Origin of the sequence: Phaeobacter italicus, from assembly GCF_019801785.1 — a bacterium.
In the GTDB taxonomy this organism is placed as follows: Bacteria; Pseudomonadota; Alphaproteobacteria; order Rhodobacterales; family Rhodobacteraceae; genus Phaeobacter; species Phaeobacter italicus.
Genome location: NZ_JAHVIJ010000005.1, coordinates 320,894 through 338,516 on the forward strand (window position 1 = coordinate 320,894; position 17,623 = coordinate 338,516).

General features: G+C 60.2%; 17 protein-coding genes. 5 read left to right on the top strand and 12 right to left on the bottom strand.

Annotated features, from left to right (window positions below; genetic code table 11):
- Positions 1–13: 13 nt before the first annotated feature.
- Positions 14–1,159: an alkane 1-monooxygenase gene (locus KUV39_RS14220; RefSeq protein ID WP_222460074.1), complete on the bottom strand. Its 1,146-nt coding sequence runs from the start codon at positions 1,157–1,159 to the stop codon at positions 14–16.
- 72 nt (positions 1,160–1,231) lie between these two features.
- A complete protein-coding gene (gene mutY / locus KUV39_RS14225) occupies positions 1,232–2,296 on the bottom strand; it encodes an A/G-specific adenine glycosylase (RefSeq protein WP_222460075.1) in 1,065 nt (354 codons plus the stop codon).
- 84 nt (positions 2,297–2,380) lie between these two features.
- Here mutY and KUV39_RS14230 point away from each other — a divergent pair, with 84 nt between their 5' ends.
- Both KUV39_RS14230 and KUV39_RS14235 read left to right on the top strand, forming a co-directional pair.
- A complete protein-coding gene (locus tag KUV39_RS14230) occupies positions 2,381–2,908 on the top strand; it encodes a DUF721 domain-containing protein (RefSeq protein WP_008562156.1) in 528 nt (175 codons plus the stop codon).
- Positions 2,905–3,576, top strand: coding sequence for a DsbA family protein (locus KUV39_RS14235; protein WP_008562503.1), 672 nt, complete (start codon positions 2,905–2,907; stop codon positions 3,574–3,576). Before KUV39_RS14230 ends, KUV39_RS14235 begins: the two co-directional genes overlap by 4 nt.
- Before the next feature lie 93 nt (positions 3,577–3,669).
- Here KUV39_RS14235 and lpxK read toward each other — a convergent pair whose 3' ends face one another.
- From lpxK to KUV39_RS14260, 5 genes are all read right to left on the bottom strand, one after another.
- On the bottom strand, positions 3,670–4,674 hold the full coding sequence (gene lpxK / locus KUV39_RS14240; RefSeq protein WP_222460076.1) for a tetraacyldisaccharide 4'-kinase: 1,005 nt from the start codon (positions 4,672–4,674) through the stop codon (positions 3,670–3,672).
- A complete protein-coding gene (locus KUV39_RS14245; protein ID WP_046211755.1) occupies positions 4,661–5,857 on the bottom strand; it encodes a 3-deoxy-D-manno-octulosonic acid transferase in 1,197 nt (398 codons plus the stop codon). Before KUV39_RS14245 ends, lpxK begins: the two co-directional genes overlap by 14 nt.
- Positions 5,858–5,887: 30 nt before the next feature.
- Entirely contained in the window at positions 5,888–6,703 is an 816-nt protein-coding gene (locus tag KUV39_RS14250; protein WP_222460077.1) for a 3'(2'),5'-bisphosphate nucleotidase CysQ, read from the bottom strand.
- Positions 6,690–8,036 carry a TldD/PmbA family protein gene (locus tag KUV39_RS14255; protein WP_222460078.1) on the bottom strand — a complete coding sequence of 449 codons (1,347 nt, stop codon included), beginning with the start codon at positions 8,034–8,036 and terminating at the stop codon, positions 6,690–6,692. The genes KUV39_RS14250 and KUV39_RS14255 overlap by 14 nt, the downstream gene beginning before the upstream one ends.
- A 123-nt stretch (positions 8,037–8,159) precedes the next feature.
- On the bottom strand, positions 8,160–9,683 hold the full coding sequence (locus KUV39_RS14260) for a DUF2125 domain-containing protein (protein WP_222460079.1): 1,524 nt from the start codon (positions 9,681–9,683) through the stop codon (positions 8,160–8,162).
- Positions 9,684–9,818: 135 nt separating this feature from the next.
- Between KUV39_RS14260 and KUV39_RS14265 the strand changes: the two genes are divergently transcribed.
- On the top strand, positions 9,819–10,568 hold the full coding sequence (locus tag KUV39_RS14265) for an SDR family oxidoreductase (RefSeq protein ID WP_222460080.1): 750 nt from the start codon (positions 9,819–9,821) through the stop codon (positions 10,566–10,568).
- The gene (locus KUV39_RS14270; protein WP_222460081.1) at positions 10,565–11,185 is read left to right on the top strand and encodes an enoyl-CoA hydratase/isomerase family protein; all 621 of its coding nucleotides are present in this window, start codon (positions 10,565–10,567) and stop codon (positions 11,183–11,185) included. The genes KUV39_RS14265 and KUV39_RS14270 overlap by 4 nt, the downstream gene beginning before the upstream one ends.
- 6 nt (positions 11,186–11,191) lie before the next feature.
- Here KUV39_RS14270 and KUV39_RS14275 read toward each other — a convergent pair whose 3' ends face one another.
- A complete protein-coding gene (locus KUV39_RS14275; RefSeq protein WP_046211751.1) occupies positions 11,192–11,500 on the bottom strand; it encodes an HNH endonuclease family protein in 309 nt (102 codons plus the stop codon).
- Positions 11,501–11,602: 102 nt separating this feature from the next.
- Between KUV39_RS14275 and KUV39_RS14280 the strand changes: the two genes are divergently transcribed.
- Positions 11,603–12,808 carry a TIGR03862 family flavoprotein gene (locus tag KUV39_RS14280; protein ID WP_222460082.1) on the top strand — a complete coding sequence of 402 codons (1,206 nt, stop codon included), beginning with the start codon at positions 11,603–11,605 and terminating at the stop codon, positions 12,806–12,808.
- Here the strand turns inward: KUV39_RS14280 and KUV39_RS14285 are convergent.
- The 4 genes from KUV39_RS14285 to leuS all read right to left on the bottom strand — a co-directional run bounded on the left by KUV39_RS14285 (position 12,801) and on the right by leuS (position 17,612).
- Positions 12,801–13,391 carry a glutathione S-transferase family protein gene (locus KUV39_RS14285; protein WP_222460083.1) on the bottom strand — a complete coding sequence of 197 codons (591 nt, stop codon included), beginning with the start codon at positions 13,389–13,391 and terminating at the stop codon, positions 12,801–12,803. The two genes, KUV39_RS14280 and KUV39_RS14285, sit on opposite strands and share 8 nt — an antisense overlap.
- 108 nt (positions 13,392–13,499) lie before the next feature.
- The gene (gene holA, locus KUV39_RS14290; RefSeq protein ID WP_008562548.1) at positions 13,500–14,528 is read right to left on the bottom strand and encodes a DNA polymerase III subunit delta; all 1,029 of its coding nucleotides are present in this window, start codon (positions 14,526–14,528) and stop codon (positions 13,500–13,502) included.
- Complete coding sequence (locus KUV39_RS14295; RefSeq protein WP_037302602.1) at positions 14,525–15,064, bottom strand: lipoprotein; 540 nt, start codon at positions 15,062–15,064, stop codon at positions 14,525–14,527. The genes holA and KUV39_RS14295 overlap by 4 nt, the downstream gene beginning before the upstream one ends.
- Complete coding sequence (gene leuS, locus KUV39_RS14300) at positions 15,051–17,612, bottom strand: leucine--tRNA ligase (protein WP_222460084.1); 2,562 nt, start codon at positions 17,610–17,612, stop codon at positions 15,051–15,053. The genes KUV39_RS14295 and leuS overlap by 14 nt, the downstream gene beginning before the upstream one ends.
- Positions 17,613–17,623 lie beyond the last annotated feature (11 nt).

The following is a 17,623-nucleotide window of genomic DNA, read 5'->3' on the forward strand; positions in this document are numbered from 1 at the left end:
CTTTGGCCTGATCCTAGGTCGGCTCTGGCCGGTCAGAGGCTGGGAGGGCCTTGTTGTAGGGTGTCCAGTCGGTGATCTCCGGATAATAGGTTTGCCGCCAGTTCCGGACCTTTGGGTTCATCACCCTGCGCCAGAGCGGCGGAACCATCGCAGCAACGGTCATCACTGGATAGCCATAGGGCAGTTGAGGCGCATCTGTTTCGGTGTGGTTCTGCAACAAGGGAAACCGCCGGTCCGGTTTGTAGTGGTGATCGGAATGGCGTTGCAGATTGATCAATAGCCAGTTCGACGCCTTATGAGCGGCATTCCATGAATGTCGCGGCAGGACATGTTCGAATTTTCCGTCTCCCAGATATTTCCGGGTCAGACCGTAATGTTCGACATAGTTGACCAGTTCCAGCTGCCAAATCGCAACACCGGCTTGAATGCAGAACAGCATCAGACCACTCAACCCTCCGGCAAGAAATGCTATCAGCAGCATCGCCCCCTGCAGAGCCCAGTAGCGATAGAACGGGTTACGGGGATGGGTCCAGTGCTGGTTTCGGCGTGAAAGCTGTTCCTTTTCGGCCCGAAAGGCCGACAGCCAGCATTGCCGCAACACACGGGGGTAAAACCGGTGAAACCCTTCGTTGTAGCGCGCGGTAACGGGGTCACGGGGGGTGGCGACATGCCGGTGGTGCACCAAGAGATGTTCTGAGCGGAAGTGCGAATAAAGGACCATCGCCAGAAGGAGATCTGCCAGCCAGCGCTCCAACCTGCTTTTCTGGTGCATCAGTTCGTGACTGTAGTTGATCCCAACCGTGCCACTGAGAACGCCCATCCCGAAAAAGACACCGATCCGTTCAACTGCCGACAGATGGTCAGCCTGCGGAACATAGATCAGAAGACCGATCAGCAGAACAAACTGCACAGGCACCCATGCCATCGTGAGAGCGGTATACCAGCGCAGATCACTGTCCGGTGTCATCGGGTCTGCGTTTTCGGTGTTCAATCCGAAAACGCCATCAAGCGCCGCAAACAGATACCAGGTCGCCAAAGGGGGCAGCAGGATGAGCCAGCCACCAAACAGCGCAGAGATGGCCAGCAGGGGCACAAGCAGAAATGACAGCCAGAACGGCAGGGCTGTTTGCCAACTGTGCAGTTTGTCAGGGGCGATCATGGGCCGGGGCCTCCTATCTCAGGCTGCGAGATTGGGCCAACTATGGCGTTCTTGCACCCAAATGAGAAGGGATCAGCGCCCTTTCCAAAGGTCAAATGCCTTGCGCATGACCGTCGGCAGGTCAGATGGTCTGAAGTCATGCCGGGCGATGATCTGTTCTGACCCTTGGGGCTGATAATCGGTTGGCAATTGTGCCAGTTTTACACGCAGGATCAGGTGGAAGTGCGTGAATGTATGGCGCACCTCTGCGCCGAGCTCTTGCCAGTCGGCGTCAAACGGCGGCCTGTCCACCGGATCTTCGTTCCAGTCGCTTCCGGGCCAGCCCAACATCCCGCCAAGCAGCCCCTTGTCCGGCCGCTGTTCCAACAGCCAGTCACCAGCCTCGCTGCGCGCCAGATAGATGAAGCCAAGCCGGGTTGGTTTGGGTTTCTTTGGTGTCTTCTTGGGGAGTTCGGTGGCTGTTCCCGCGAGCCGCGCTGCGCAGGGTGTGCGCCAGGGACAGATGCCGCAGGCCGGGTTGCGCGGAGTGCAGATTGTCGCCCCCAGATCCATGACAGCCTGTGCGTGATCGCCCGGGCGGCCTGTGGGGGTCAGATCCGCGGCTTTTTCCTTCAGCTTGGGTTTTGCCGCCGGAAGAGGCGTGTGGATGTCATACAATCGGGCCATCACCCGTTCGACATTGCCATCCAGCACCGTTTCTTTGCGGTCAAACGCGATCGCAGAGATGGCTGCCGCAGTATAAGGTCCGATCCCCGGAAGTTTGATCAGACCGTCGTAGGTGTCGGGAAAGACGCCCCCATGATCCTGCGCAACCACGCGCGCACATTTGAGCAGGTTGCGGGCGCGGGCATAATAGCCAAGTCCTGCCCATTCTCCCATAACATCGGCATCTTCGGCTGCGGCGAGGTCTGCAACTGTTGGCCAGCGGGTGGTGAACCGATGGAAGTAGTCCTTAACCGCGGCCACCGTCGTCTGCTGAAGCATCACTTCGCTCAGCCAGATTCGATAAGGATCAGACCAGACCCCTCGTGCGCGATCCGCAGGGCTGATCCGCCAGGGCAAATCGCGGGCGTGCTGATCGTACCATTCCAGCAGGGTGTCGCTGTGTGGCTTGGGCTGGCTGTCTAGGTCACGCATTCTTTATCTCTTTTGGCCGGGTTTCGCTGGCGCTTGCATTGCAGCCCTTTACATTAGGGCGGGCAGTCAAGCAAAACCATGATCATGGCAACGCAACGGACAAAATCTCGCGGTTTCAAACGCACGTCGCAGCTTCTCAACGACCAGATCCGCAAGGCTGGCGAAAGCCGGGGCTTTGCGGTGTCACGGCTGTTGACCCATTGGGAAGAGGTCGCGGGCCCGGATATCGCGCCAATCGCCAGACCGGTGAATGTGAATTACGGTCGTGGTGGTTTTGGGGCGACACTGACTTTGCTGACAACCGGTGCCAATGCGCCAATGCTTGAAATGCAAAAGGAAACGCTGCGGGCCAAGGTGAATGCGGTTTATGGCTACAATGCCATTTCCAAGGTGCGCATCACCCAGACCGCGCCCACCGGTTTTGCCGACGGGCAGGTTTCGTTCAAATACGCCCCCAAGGTGCAAAAGCCCCAACAGCCGGATCCGCAAGATGTAGCTGCGGCAGCCAAGGCGGCGACCGGGGTTGAAAATGATGACTTGCGCGCGGCCCTTGAACGGCTTGGGCGCAATGTTCTGACCAAACAAAAATCACTCAGAAAGGGGTACGAATGACCCGTTTGATGTCCGGTATCTTTGCGTCGCTCGCGGTAGCGGCTGGCGTTTATGGTTATGCCTCATTCCAGGGGAGCTCTGCCCTGCCGAGCAACCCGCTGATTGGCGCCGCCCATGCGCAGGAGGCCGAAGTCGATACCTCCACCATCATCGAAATGGTGCAGGGGGCCGAAGATGCGCCCGTTACGCTGATCGAATATGCGTCCTACACCTGCCCGCATTGCGCGAACTTTCACCAGGGCGCGTACAAACAGCTGAAAGAAGACTACATCGACACCGGCAAGGTGAAATTCATCTACCGTGAAGTCTATTTCGACCGCTACGGTCTTTGGGCTTCGATGATTGCGCGTTGTGGTGGCCCAGAGAAGTTCTTTGGCATCAGCGACCTGATCTACAAAGGGCAGTCTGACTGGGCTCGCGCGGGCGGCGCGACCGAAATCGTCGATGCGTTGCGCAAGATCGGCCTTCTCGCGGGGCTGGAAGAAGAGCAGCTCGAAGCATGTCTGCAGGATGGCGCCAAGGCGCAGACCCTCGTGAACTGGTATCAGGAAAACGCGACCGAGCACGGCATCGAATCCACGCCGTCCTTCATTCTGAACGGCAAGAAGATCTCCAACCAGTCCTACGCAGACTTCAAGGCGCTCATTGATGCGGAACTTGATGGCTGAGTTGCGAATGATGTGATCCGAGACAAACAAAACCCGCCCAAGAGGGCGGGTTTTTTGTATCTGTCGCGTGCTTTGGTTCGACCACTTCCATCGCTAGGGTGGGGGTGGTGCAATCTCACGCAGCTGCGCCAACAGTGCTTCTTCGCCCGCAATCTGAAGCCGGACAGGCAGGGTGATGACCTTGCTGCGAAAGCTATCGGGGAGGCGAACGGCGTCCTTTTCCGTCGTGACCAGCTGCGCACTCAAGAGCTTGGCTTCGTTTTCCAGCCGGGTCATCAGGGCAGCGGACAAAGGCTGGTGGTCATCCAGCGCCTCGGCCCGGCGCAGATCAGCCCCCAGGTCCCGCAGGGTTGCAAAGAATTTTTCGGGATGTCCGATGCCGGCGAAGGCCAGAACCGGCGTGCCAGCCCAGGGCATCCCCGTCTGCAGCGGCTGTAGTGCCCCGGTGAAATGGGGAAGCGGAGCGATGCTGTTTGACCAATTCTGCGCAAACGTCTGCTGGGCAGCCGCTGACCCAAGGGACAAAACAAGGTCTGCGCGTTTCAGCCCGGCCTGAACTGGTTCGCGCAAAGGACCGGCAGGCAGACAGCGGCCATTGCCGAACCCCCGTGCTGCATCGACCACGACCACAGACATGTCTTTGGCCACGCTCGGATTCTGAAAGCCGTCGTCCAGCAGGATGACCGTGGCCCCGGCCGCCACAGCCGCTTTGGCCCCGGCGGCGCGGTCCTCTGCCTTCCAGACCTCGCCAAAGGCGGCCAGCAGCAGTGGCTCATCTCCGACCTGGCTCGCGCGGTGGCGGCTGGGGTCGACCTGGATCGGACCCTTGAGCGCGCCACCATAGCCGCGGGTCACGACATGGGGATCGTGTCCCATATCCCGCAGGCGTTCCTGAAACCAGATGACGGTGGGGGTCTTTCCGGTGCCACCGGCGTTGATATTGCCGATGCAAATGACAGGGACAGGGACGCGCAGCCCCTCGGTCTTTGCGATCCGTCGAGCTGTGGCATGACCGTAGATTTGGCCAAGCGGAGCCAACAGGGTGGCGCGCAGGTCAAAGTCACGTGGGGGTTTGTCCCAGAAATCAGGAGCTTTCATATCTGTCCTCTCTCCTGTCCAGCAGGTCCTGGATCAGTTCCAGAAGATGATCTGTCATGCCCGCCCCTTCGGTTACGATGTCCCATCCCGCAAGAGCCATTTCTGCAGCCCTATCCGGTGCGGACAGGCTCAGCACCCCTTGTGCCAGTCCTTCCACGCCGTCAACCTCTAGGGCGGCACCGGCATCATGCAGGCGTTTGTAGGCGGCGTGATGGGTGCCAAGACCGGGACCATGCAAGATCGCAGATCCAAGCGCGGCGGCATCCAGCGGGTTCTGACCGCCATTGCCCCGCGCCAGACTGCCCGCCAGCAGCGAGAGAGGCGCGAGCCTGTACCAAAGCCCGCTGTCTTCGGAGGAACACAAAAGAACCTGTGTGTAGTCGTCGGGCTCTTCTCCGCTGTCCCAATCTGCGAGCTGTAGGCCACTGTGCTGAATTGCGTCGCGGGCCTCAGCAAGGTCATCTTCGTCGCGCATCGCCACCACTAGCAGAAGGCGGTGCAGCAATTTCAGAACGCTGCGATGAGCGTTCAGTATCGTATAGAGATCCTGCAGATCGGTGTCAGAGGAAAACCAGATTGGCCGACTGCCGAGGATGGACTGCATATGGACGAGTTCGTCGTTGTTGCAGCCTGGCGGCGTCGCAGACAACCGCAGCGGATCACTGAGCGTTAGCTTGTCCCGCGCCACACCAATGCGCAGAAGCCGTGCCTCAGCTTCATGAGAAGGGGTTAGGATTTCCGTAAACCGATCCAGCATGCGGCGGCGTTGATCCGGCAGCCAGCGACTGGTGCGTTCGGGCAATTCCTTTGGGGTGATGTCGACAAGAAGCGTGTCGATCTGCCGTTCGGCCAGTTGGCGCATCAGAACCCGGCGCAGATCGCCCCCGGACCAGATACAGAGATCAGGTCGCCAATGATCGAGAAACAGGCGAACATCGGATGGGGTATCCTCTGGCGGGGCCCCAACAGCGAGATCGCAGCCTTCAATCTTGGGGCGCGTGGTGATTTCCGGTCCCCAGGACACGAGGATCGACAGATCAGGGCGCAGCGATTTCAGGCGATGGCCGACGTCGCAGAGCGCCATGTATCGTTCCGTGGTGCTTGCGTGGACCCAAAGCAGCTCTCCCGCGGGGCGCGGGGGCCATTGCAGGCTGCGGTCTTGTAGGGCTGTCGGCCTCACCATTGCGTTGATCTTCCTGCAAACGCGCCGCTGTCAAAGCGGGCGCAGGCCCGGGCTCTTGGGGTCGAGCGCGGCAATCAGTTGACGGTGCAGAGACGGCGCGGCCGCCACTACCCCGTTAAGCGTAGGATGAGGATTGTTGAACCGCAAGTCGCGGCCAAATCGGTCGCTGCAGCGGCCCCCCGCTTCGCGCAGGATCAGATCTCCGGCTGCGATGTCCCATTCCCAGCTGGGGCGCAGCGTCAACATCCCGTCAAAGCGCGCATCGGCAACCCGTGCCATGCGATACGCCAGCGAAGGTCGGTGGCTGCGGCGGAAAGGGGGGACATTGCCTTCCAGCCAGTGAACAGGATCCTGCATCGGGCGGGCTGCCAGGATCTCTGCGTTTTCGAGATCCTCCCGGGGTGAGATGGTAATTGCGGTGCCGTTACATTTGGCGCCTTCGCCGACAGCGGCGGTATACATCAGCTCGCGCTGGGGCAGATAAATGACCGCTGCCGTAATGCGACCGCGATCGGCAACAGCCAAGGCGTGGGCCCAGGTGCGCGAACCTTCGGCAAAGCTGCGGGTGCCATCAATCGGATCGATGATAAACAGCCGCTCATGCGAGAGCCGGTCTGTATTGTCTTCCGTTTCCTCGGACAGCCAACCGTAATCGGGTCGTGCCGCCGGCAGCAGATCTGCCAGTGCTGCGTTGACGGCCAGATCTGCCTCTGTCACGGGGCCCGCACCATCGGGTTTGTCCCATTTGCGTGCATCAGGCCCGGAATACCGGCTTGCGGTATCCCCGGCGATTTCCGCCGCCCTGATCAGAAGCGCAAGATCTGTCTCCGGGTCAGTTGCCGGCAAGTGTCATCCCCTCGACCAGCAGTGATGGAACAACCCGCGACAGGTGGCTGCGGGCGTCATTGGCGGGCACGATGCTGCGCAACATGTCGCGCAGGTTGCCTGCGATGGTGCATTCATTGACCGGGTAGGCAATCTCTCCGTTCTCCACCCAGAAGCCAGCCGCCCCACGGGAATAATCGCCGGTGTTGGGATTGATGGTGGATCCGATCATGGATGTCACCAAAAGACCGGTGCCCATATCGGTCAACAGTTGTTCGCGCGACTGGTGTCCCTGGGTCAGGGCGATATTCCACTGCGACGGCGAGGGGACAGACCCAATGCCGCGTGCCGCGTTGCCCGTGCTGCTGAGCCCCAGTTTGCGCGCTGAGGCAAGATCGAGTGTCCAGCCGGTGAGAATACCGTCCTTGATGATCGCACGCCTTTGGGTTGGCAGACCTTCACCGTCAAACGGACGCGAGCCAGCCATCCGTGGGCGATAGGGATCTTCGAGCACGCTGAGTGTATCGGGCAGGATCTGCTCTCCCATTGCGTCCTTCAGCCAGGAAGATCCCCGCGCGATAGAGCCACCGTTCACTGCAGCCAACAGATGGCCAATGAGGGACGAGGAGACCCGTTCGTCAAACAAGACAGGGTAGCTGCCGGTCTTGGGACGACGTGCGTTCAGGCGGGCAATAGCGCGTTCGCCTGCCTGCTGGCCGATGTCTGCGGCGCTGCGCAGATCGGACTGAAATGTCCGCGAATCCCCGTCATAGTCCCGTTCCATCCCTGTTCCTGTGCCAGCGATCGCAGTACAGGAAATCGAACGGCTGGAACGTTTGTAGCCCCCGGAAAAGCCGTTGGTCGCAGCGAGGTGAACGGCGTGACTGCCGTATCCAGCCGCAGCAGATTGGACCTGTGTGACACCTTCGATGGCCAGACCTGCTGCCTCAGCCGCGAGTGCATCGGCCTGCAGCATCGCGGGGGCCGGTTCCTCTGCCGGATCGAAAAGTTCCAGCGCGTCCAGATCCCAGTCCGTCGCGAGCTGTTCCGCATCTGCCAGCCCGGCATATGGATCTTCGGGGGCTTCCTTTGCCATAGCGACCGCGCGTTCGGCCATTGCCTCGATGGTTTCGGCGCGGGTGTCCGAAGCCGATACTGTGGCTTGGCGCTGCCCGATGAAGACCCGCAGCCCGAGATCGATGCCTTCTGAGCGCTCAGCGTGTTCCAGTGCACCCTGACGGACCTCGATAGACAGAGAGCTGCCTTCAGCGGCCATTGCATCGGCAGCGTCAGCGCCCGCTTTGCGAGCGGCGTCAATCAGGGCTTGGCAGAGGCTTTCTGGGGTCTGTGTCATGTGCACCTACATCGGTTTGGTTGCACCTAGAGCTAGACAGACCCGCCAGCCGTCGCAAGGGCGCAGACGAAAAAAGGGGCCGCAAAATGCAGCCCCTTTGAGAGATTGACGCAGGAAATGCGATTACTTGATGCGCTGGCCGTTTGCTTTGATCTGGCCATCCTCGGTCAGTTCGATCTTGGAGGTCAGAGTATCTTCGCCGTCGCCCGGTACAGCCAGCAGACCCATCATCATGCGGGCGCCCATTGCGTCGCTGTCAGACACCAGCCCCATGCTGATCAGGGTGTCGAGCAGGGTGTTGGCGCCGACAAGTTTGAGATTGGCCTCACCAGAAGGTGCGGGCATGCCATCGTAGGTTTCCAGATCATCGTTGTTGAAGGTAAAGTCGCCGGTTCCAGTCAGTTCGGCGCCTGCCACAGAGACTTCGAGCGCGTTGACCGAAAGGGCATTCAGCTCACCCGGAGCCAGCTCACCCTTGTCGATTGCTTCCATCGAGGCCGGGTCAAACATGTCAAACGCCAGCTTGGCCTTGCCTGCCAGATCAATCGCGATGGTTGCCGGATCGTGAGGCAGTGCGCCGGTCGGGTCAACCATACCCCAGAGCACCTCGGGGACGTCGAAGTCGCGAAGGAACACCGCCAAGCCAAAGTCCTGCTCTTCGTCCGATTTGGTCACAGGCACCATGAGCTTAAACCCGGTCTCGGCCATGGAAAGGGCCAGGGGGAACGGAATGTCCGACCCGCTGATGTTCAACTCGGTCTGGTTCTGACGCACGTCATAGGTGAGGCCTGCGTCGCTCATGTCAAAGGAGATCGACCCCCCTTGCGACGCGCTTTCCATTGCAAAACTGTCGCGACGCTCGCGGCCGGAGATTGCGCTGTTGCCGCCGGCAAAGTCGAAACGACCCGAGGCGCTCAGACCATTGCGCAAAAGTGCGGCCATGTCGGCGCTTTCCGTTCCGTCAGGAATGGATGTCGTGCCGTTGAACGTCAGACCCTGCAAAGCCCCTTTGAAGCTGCCCTCACCCTTGCCTTCGGGGTCCGTGACGCCAAAGTCATAGTCCAGTGACGCGCTGGTCAGGGTCTGCTCGTAGCTGCGCAGATCGGTTTTTGTCATTACCGTCTTTGTGACCACATCGGTCAGCGTCGCGTTGAATTTTACGGCCTCTGCCGGAATGTCCTCTCCCGGGACGCTCAGACCAGAAAGGGAGAACCCCATAAGGGCAGTGGCATAGTCATAGGTCATTTCATCCGTATCACCGGAGACCAGCATCGGGCTGCCGTCATGGGAGTAGATGAAGGTGCCTTCGACCGCGCCGTCGGGGCCATCCATCTTGAACTGCAGCGGCATTTCCTTTGGCAGGAGGATGTTGACGGTTCCGTCGCCGTTTTCGACGAACTGAATGTTCGGCATTGCGATGGAACCGCTTGCCTCAGCGTCCATCACCGGCATTTCCAAAAGCAGATCGGAGACTGTCAGCGTATTGCCTGACTTGGCTTCTGTCCCCGTGACCTTATAGCCCGTGGTCGTCATGTAGGACTTCCAGTCCGACCAGACGTCCTGTGCAGACACATCGGCCAGTGCGGCCTGTGCGGACAGGCTCAGGACAATCGCTGCGCCGCAGCTGCGTGCGAATGAAACGGACATGAGAATACCTTTCATGGTCAAAAAATTTGCGCCAACATTGGCAGGTCGGACCGCCGAAACAAGGGGGCATCGCTCTGGACCGTTCCCCGTAAGCAGTCTACCACATTTCAAAACAGGGATTTGGAGATTTATCAGATGGACATCAAGGGCAAGACAGTTGTGATCACCGGCGCCAGCCGAGGTATCGGGGCCGATGCTGCCCGTGTTTTTGCAGCCGAGGGCGCCAATCTGGCCTTGCTGGCAAGGAGCAAAGACAGCCTGACAGCGCTGGCAGAAGAGATCGGCGAAAATGTGCTGACCTTTGCCTGTGATGTGTCCGACTATGCTGCTGTGGCCGACGCAATTGAAAAGACCCATGCGCATTTCGGTTCCCTGGATGTCCTGATCAACAACGCTGGCGTCGTGGATCCGATTGCCCGGCTGGAGGCCGCAGAGCCCGATGATTGGGGCAAGCTGATTGATATCAACGTCAAAGGCGTTTTCTACGGCATGCGTGCAGCGCTTCCCGTCATGAAGGCAGCGGGTAAGGGAACCATCCTCACCGTTAGTTCTGGGGCCGCACATAACCCTGTCGAGGGATGGAGCGGCTATTGCACATCCAAGGCTGGGGCAGCGATGCTGACCCGCAGCCTGCATCTGGAAGAGGCGGAAAACGGCATTCGCGCCATGGGGCTGTCCCCGGGAACAGTTGCTACCGAAATGCAGCGCGTGATCAAGGCAAGCGGCGTCAACCCTGTCAGCCAGCTTGATTGGTCTGTCCATATTCCGGCCGAATGGCCCGCCCGTGCGTTGCTATGGATGTGCGGCTCGGATGCGGATGAGTTTCTGGGCGAAGAGATTTCATTGCGCGAAGAGGCCATCCGCAAACGGGTCGGTCTGATATGATCCAGCTGGATATCGCGGAGAATGGGCTTTGGACGGTTACGTTGAACCGTCCGGAAAAGGCAAATGCTCTTACGGCACAGATGTTGGAAGAGCTCTGTGATATCGCTGGGCAGGCTCATGTCGCGCGCGGCCTGATCCTGACAGGGGCGGGCAAGGTGTTCAGCGCCGGTGCCGACCTTGATGCTGCGCGGGCAGGGCTTGCCACCTCTCCCCTGTGGGAGCGCCTGTCAGGCGCGATCGCGGATTTGCCATGCCTCACGATTGCGGCCCTCAATGGCACGCTGGCGGGTGGGGCAAACGGCATGGCCCTTGCCTGTGATCTGCGAATTGCAGTGCCGACGGCCAAGGTGTTTTATCCAGTGATGAAGCTTGGCTATCGCCCGCAACCGTCAGATGCATGGCGAATGACAGCGCTGATAGGTCCGGCCCGCACCAAGCTGATCCTTGCCGCTGGGCAGAAAATACCCGCAGAGGACGCCTTTGCGTTCGGTCTTGTGGACCGCATCGTCCCACCGGAGGAGCTGCTGGACACCGCTCGGGAGCTGATGGCCGATGCGCTTGCCGCGGATGCGGCAACAGCGGCAGCCATCCTTGCGGACTGCACCCGCGAGCTGTGACCCGGCTTACCTTTTGCGCCGCCCGCCCGTCACACGTGACCGGAATGCGGGCGGTCGCTTTTGGATCCACGCTATGAATTTGGCGAGACGCGGGTGGGTCCGCAAGGCAGCAACCGTGTTGTAACTGCGTGCCAGCTCAGCTTCGCTCAGCGTTGCATGGATTTCCTTGTGGCAGATGTGATGCAGCAGCACCGTGGGGCCGCCCTTGCCGCCCTTCAGCTTGGGGATCAGGTGGTGCAGGCTCTGGTCAACATCCGCAGGGATCGGGCGCCCGCACAAGGGGCAGATCGGCGGCGTTTCGGCAGGCGGTGACATTTGCAGGCTCTCTGGGTATGGCTGGGCGATGATGCAAAGATGCAGCGCGCACGGCTGATGACAAGCGGTGAGGCGGCAATCCGTAATTAGAGGCATGAGAGAGTGGCGAAACAGCAGGCAGAGATCTGGGACGCTGTGGTCGTGGGGGCCGGACCCGCAGGTTTGCGTGCGGCTGAAACGCTGGGCGCGGCCGGCTATCGTGTTCTGATTGCCGACGCCAAACCGTCGGTCGCCCGAAAGTTCCTGATGGCAGGCAAGTCGGGGCTGAACCTGACCAAGGACGAACCCCGCGAGCAGTTGCAGGCAAACTATGGCGACAAGGCTGCCTGGCTTGCACCCATGCTGGCGCATTGCAGCGCGCAGGAGGTGCAGGACTGGGCCCGTGGATTGGGCGTGACGCTGTTTTCCGGCTCAACCGGGCGGGTGTTTCCTGTCGAAATGAAGGCGTCACCCCTATTGCGGGCCTGGCTGTCCCGGCTCGACAGCTATGGGGTAGAGCGCCGAACCCGATGGCGTTGGCAGGGCTGGGACGGCGACGCGCTTTTGTTTGACACCGTGGAGGGCCCGCAACGCGTTGATGCCCGCTGCACGGTTCTGGCAATGGGCGGCGCGAGTTGGTCGCGGTTGGGGTCAGATGGGGCCTGGGCCGATGTCCTGAAGCGCAAGGCCGTGCCGCTGGCACCTTTCAAACCGGCAAATGTTGGTCTCTTGGTGGACTGGTCTGCCTATATGGCGTCCCATTTTGGAGCCCCGCTCAAGGGGATCGCCCTCATGGCGGGTGATCTGGTGAGCCGGGGAGAGGCCGTGATTTCGGATCGCGGTCTTGAAGGGGGTGGTGTTTACACTGTCTGCGCGGCAGTGCGCGATGGGGCGCCGCTGACGATAGATTTGCTGCCGGATCTGAGCGCGAAAGAAATCGCCCAAAGGCTGGCGCGCCCGCGCGGCAAGGCCAGCTGGTCCAGCCATATGCGAAAAGTGCTGAAGCTTAGTCCACCGCGGCTTGCTCTGCTGCAGGAGTTTTGCCGCCCGCTGCCCACTGATCCTGAGGCGCTTGCCGGTGTATTGAAATCGATCCCTGTTCAACACGCCGGACTGCGGCCGATGGACGAGGCGATTTCAACAGCGGGTGGGGTGACTGTTGAGGCCTTGGATGACCAGCTGATGCTGCGTGCGCTTCCCGGCGTGTTCTGCGCTGGTGAAATGCTGGACTGGGAGGCCCCGACGGGTGGGTATCTGCTTACCGCCTGCCTGGCCACAGGTCGCTGGGCCGGGCAGGGCGCAATTGCATATCTGCGCGATCTTACTTGACCGAGGCCGCGACCTTCTGAAACGCGGGCCGACTGCGCATCCGCTTGCTGTATTCAAGCAGCGCCTTGTTTTCGAGCGGAAATTTCGCAGAGTATGCCCAGTTTAGGCAGTGCGTGCAGATGATGTCTGCGATGGTGAAGTCTTCCCCCATCAGGTAGGGGCCCAGCATGCGCGCTTCGAGCCGGTTCAGGCTGCGGGCAAATTCCCATTTCAGGCTGTCTTTCACCTCAGGGACGCGTTTGTCCTCTGGCAGGATGAAGCTGTGGCGCGCAGCCGTCCAAAGCACGGCGTCCAGTTCATCAAGCAACATATGCGTCACGGCGTCCTGTTTTGCCCGTGCAAGCGTACCAGCTGGGGCGGTTAGCTGTCCGTGCTTGTCAGCGAGATAGGTGATGATCGCAGTCGAATCCGTGATCGTCTCGCCGTCCTCTACCAGGATCGGCACCTTGCCCGACGGATTGAGCGCAAGGACATCCGGGCTCTGCGGTAGGGCGGGGTTCAGATCATACTCCTGCCCCAACTCTTCCAGCGCCCAAAGAACACGATAGCAACGGGTAAGCTGCTTGCCGATGACGGTGTACATGACGTCCAATCTCCCTAACTCTCTTACGCGAAAGGAAGCGGTTTGCAGGGCGCAGGTCAAGCCAGCCTCACCCGGCTGTGAAGGCGACGCAGCGTCGAAGACGTTGGCTCAGTTCACTCGGCTGAGGCGGGCCAGCTGAATAAGCGCGCGCTCCATCAAGGCCAGGGCCGGTGCCGTCTGCCCGGCAGACCGCAGCTGCAGATCCGTGTCGGTAAGCAGCGTCAACGCAGTTTCCAGCTTGAAGGCGCCCCAGCTTTGCGCCTGGCGCAACAGGCGGTCGCGCCGTTTCCCGTAGGCGGGAGGCCGAAGCCGTCCGATGCCCTGTGCGGGGCCACCGGGGTCTGATGCGATGGTGTAAAGGGTGCGGAAATGGCGGGTTGCCCCGATGCAGAGCGTAACCGCGTTGGTGCCCTGGGCTTGCAGCCGGCCCATCAATGGTCCGATTTCTGCTCCGCGTCCCTCGGCCACGATATTGAGCATGTCATCCAGCGCAGCTTCGGTGGATTGCGGCGCGACGGCCTGAATGTCGTCGAGCGTCAGGGGAGAGCTGTCTTCGTATTTGTACAACGCGAGTTTTTCCACCATGCGGGAAAAATCGCCGGGGCCAATATCGTTGGCGATGTCGACCAGTGCGGACATGCTGTCCCCGGGCACATCGCGAATCTGCGCTTCGCTCAGAATACGTTCGATTTCGCTGCGCGAGGGTGGGTCGTCATAGATGCCGGTGGCATAGGCATTACCGTGCCCTTCGAAGGCTTTTCGCAGTTTGGATGTCGCCTTGAGTTGGCCGGCCGTCACGACAATCTGCGCGTCCCCCGGCTGCCAGGCCTCAAGAGCCGAGATGATCGCTGGCGTCGCGGTGTCGTTGGCGTCCTCGACAAAGACCGCCCGGATACCTGGGAAAAATCCAACGGCCTTGACCGCATCCATCAACTGGGCCGGATCCTTGCGCAGATCAGAGGCGGGCATCCGGGTCAGGCGCATTTCCTCTTCGGCCGTCGGGCCAAGCAGGGCCGCAAGCATCTGCTGACGCTTGAGAGATACGCGCATCGCATCGGACCCATAAATCAGGATACCGGTCTTGCCCGAATCCGGGCGGGCAAAATAGCCCTCGGCCTCGCGCGGGCTCAGCTTCATTCCCCGGCCTGTTCCGTTGATTGGCGGCCCTCGGCCAGATTGACCGTGGTCAGCAGTTCGATCGTGATCTGATCAGCAAGAATCGTCATCAGCCTGCGCTGCGCGTCGCGTTCGCCAGCAAGTGTTTCCACCGTGCTGCCCGTTGCCGAATAACCAGTGAAGTTCTGCACATTGCCGCTGGCAACGATCATGCCATCGGCCTGACGGGTCAGAATGTAGTCGACGTAACCGACGACGGAATAGCGGGTGATTTCGTTGTCGGCGGTGATCGCCTGACCTTCGCTGCGGGTGCGCAGGTTCAGATCAAGCGTATAGGCCCCTGTTGCGGTTCGCCCCAGTCGTTCCTCAAGGTTTTGAACGAGAAAATAGGCGTCCGAATCGTCCTTGGCCCCAAGCGTTTCGGGGGCCTGAACCGTCACGGCACCATAAAGAGCCGTGCCCGTGCCGCCCGGCGCGTAGACCGGCGTAAACCCGCAGGCCGCAACCAGAAAGGTTGCGGCCAAAGCGGCGAGATATCCGTGTTTAAGCCACGACATTCACAATACGACCCGGCACAACGATCACCTTTTTCGGGGCGCCGCCATTCAGCGCCTTTTGCACAGCTTCATGCGCGAGGGCGAGTTTTTCAACCTCTGCCTTGTCGAGATCCTTGGCAACGGTGATTTCACCACGACGTTTGCCGTTGATCTGGATGGGCAGGGTTACGCTGTCTTCGACCAGCATCGTGTCGTCGGCCACCGGCCAAGGCGCCGTTGCGCAGAGATCTGCGCCACCTTGATGATGCCAGATGTCCTCTGCCAGGTGCGGGGTCATAGGTGACATCAGCTGTGCCAGCGTCATGATGGCCTGCTTTTGTGCCGCGGTGCCCGCCTTGGATTTGGCCAGCGTGTTGGTAAAGCCATAGAGCTTGGCGATGGCGGCATTGAACCCGAAGGTTTCGATGCTGAGGGTGACATCACGGATCGCCTTGTGCATTTCGCGCAGCAGCTCGTCATCACCGCTGCCTGTTGCGTCGGGCTCCATGCTGGCGATCTTGTCGCAGAGGTTCCAGACACGGTTCAGGTGTTTGTGCGCGGCTTCTGCACCTGCGGCGGTCCATTCCACGTCCCGCTCGGGCGGGCTATCGGACAGCACGAACCAGCGCGCGGTGTCCGCACCATAGGACGAGATGATCTGTAGCGGATCGACCACGTTGTTCTTCGACTTCGACATCTTGGCGGATGGAATCACCTTGATCGCTTCGCCAGTGTCTTTGACGTAGACGCCGCCATCCCGTTCTTCCACCTCTTCGGGGTAGTGGTAGATCGGGCGCCCATTCTCGGTCTTGCGTTCTGCGTTCTTGTAGATCGCATGGGTCACCATGCCCTGTGTAAAGAGCGCGTTGAACGGCTCTTTTGCCTTTTCAGGCAGGTGGCCACAGATCTGCATCGCACGAGCAAAGAAGCGCGAATAGAGCAGGTGAAGAATCGCGTGTTCGATGCCGCCGATGTACTGATCGACATTCATCCAATATTCCGCGTCCTCCATCCGGGTCGGAGTATCTGCATCCGGCGCGGTGAAGCGGGCAAAGTACCAAGACGAATCGACGAATGTATCCATCGTGTCGGTTTCACGTTTGGCCGGTTTGCCGCAGGTCGGGCAGTCGCAGTCACGCCAAGTCGGGTGACGATCCAGCGGGTTGCCGGGCTTGTCAAAGCTGACATCGTCGGGCAGGCGGACAGGCAGGTTCTCTTTCTTTTCGGGAACGACGCCACAGCTGTCACAATGGACGACGGGAATCGGGCATCCCCAATAGCGCTGCCGGGACAGACCCCAATCGCGCAGACGGAACTTGGTTACGCCTTCACCCCAGCCATCAGCCTCTGCCTTGTCGACGGCCGCATTTACGGCCTCTTCGCCGGTTTGTTCGCCGTTTCCGGAGAAACCTTTTACGTAGCGGACTTTCTCGGCCTTTGTCGGGACGTAGGCTTCGCTCAGATCGCCGCCTTCACTGCTGGGATCTTCAAACACCGGGATGATCGGCAGGTCGTATTTGGTGGCGAATTCGAAATCGCGCTGATCGTGAGCCGGGCACGCAAAGATCGCGCCAGTGCCATAGTCCATCAGAATGAAGTTCGCGATCCAGACAGGCAGTTCCCAGTTCGGATCGAGGGGGTGTTTCACTTTGATGCCGGTGTCATAGCCCAGCTTTTCAGCGGTCTCGATGGCTTCCTCTGTGGTGCCGCCCTTGCGGCACTCGGCAACAAATGCCGCGACTTCGTCCGATTCGGCCTCCAGCGCTTTGGCAATCGGGTGGTCGGGCGAAATGCCGACAAAGGACGCCCCCATCAGCGTGTCGGGCCGTGTGGTGTAGACTTCAATCGCTTCGCCGCCATCGGTGCGTTCAAAGGAGAACTGCAACCCGCGCGACTTGCCGATCCAGTTTTCCTGCATCAGGCGGACCTTGGCAGGCCAGTTCTCGAGGCTGTCGAGCGCGTCCAGAAGCTCTTCTGAATAGTCGGAGATCTTGAAGAACCACTGGGTCAGCTCACGCCGTTCCACCAGCGCGCCCGAGCGCCAGCCGCGCCCGTTTTCAACCTGTTCGTTGGCCAGAACGGTCATATCGACCGGGTCCCAGTTCACCACCGCGTTCTTGCGGTAAACCAGGCCTTTTTCAAGGAAATCAAGGAAGAGGGCCTGCTGCTGACCATAGTATTCCGGATCACAGGTCGCAAATTCGCGGCTCCAGTCGATCGACAATCCCAGAGGCTTCATCTGACCGCGCATGTCCGCGATGTTTTTGTAGGTCCAGTCTTTGGGATGGCCCCCGGATGCCATCGCGGCGTTTTCTGCGGGCATCCCGAAGGCGTCCCACCCCATCGGATGCAGCACGTTGTGGCCGGTCGACAGCTTGTAGCGGGCGACAACGTCACCCATGGTGTAGTTGCGCACATGTCCCATATGAATACGTCCGGACGGATAGGGGAACATTTCCAGCACGTAGTATTTGGGTTTGTCGTCTGTGCGGTTTGCCTGAAAAATCCCGGCTTTTTCCCAGGCGTCCTGCCAACGCGCTTCGATTTCCGGGGCAACATAACGGGGCATCACAGCAGTCC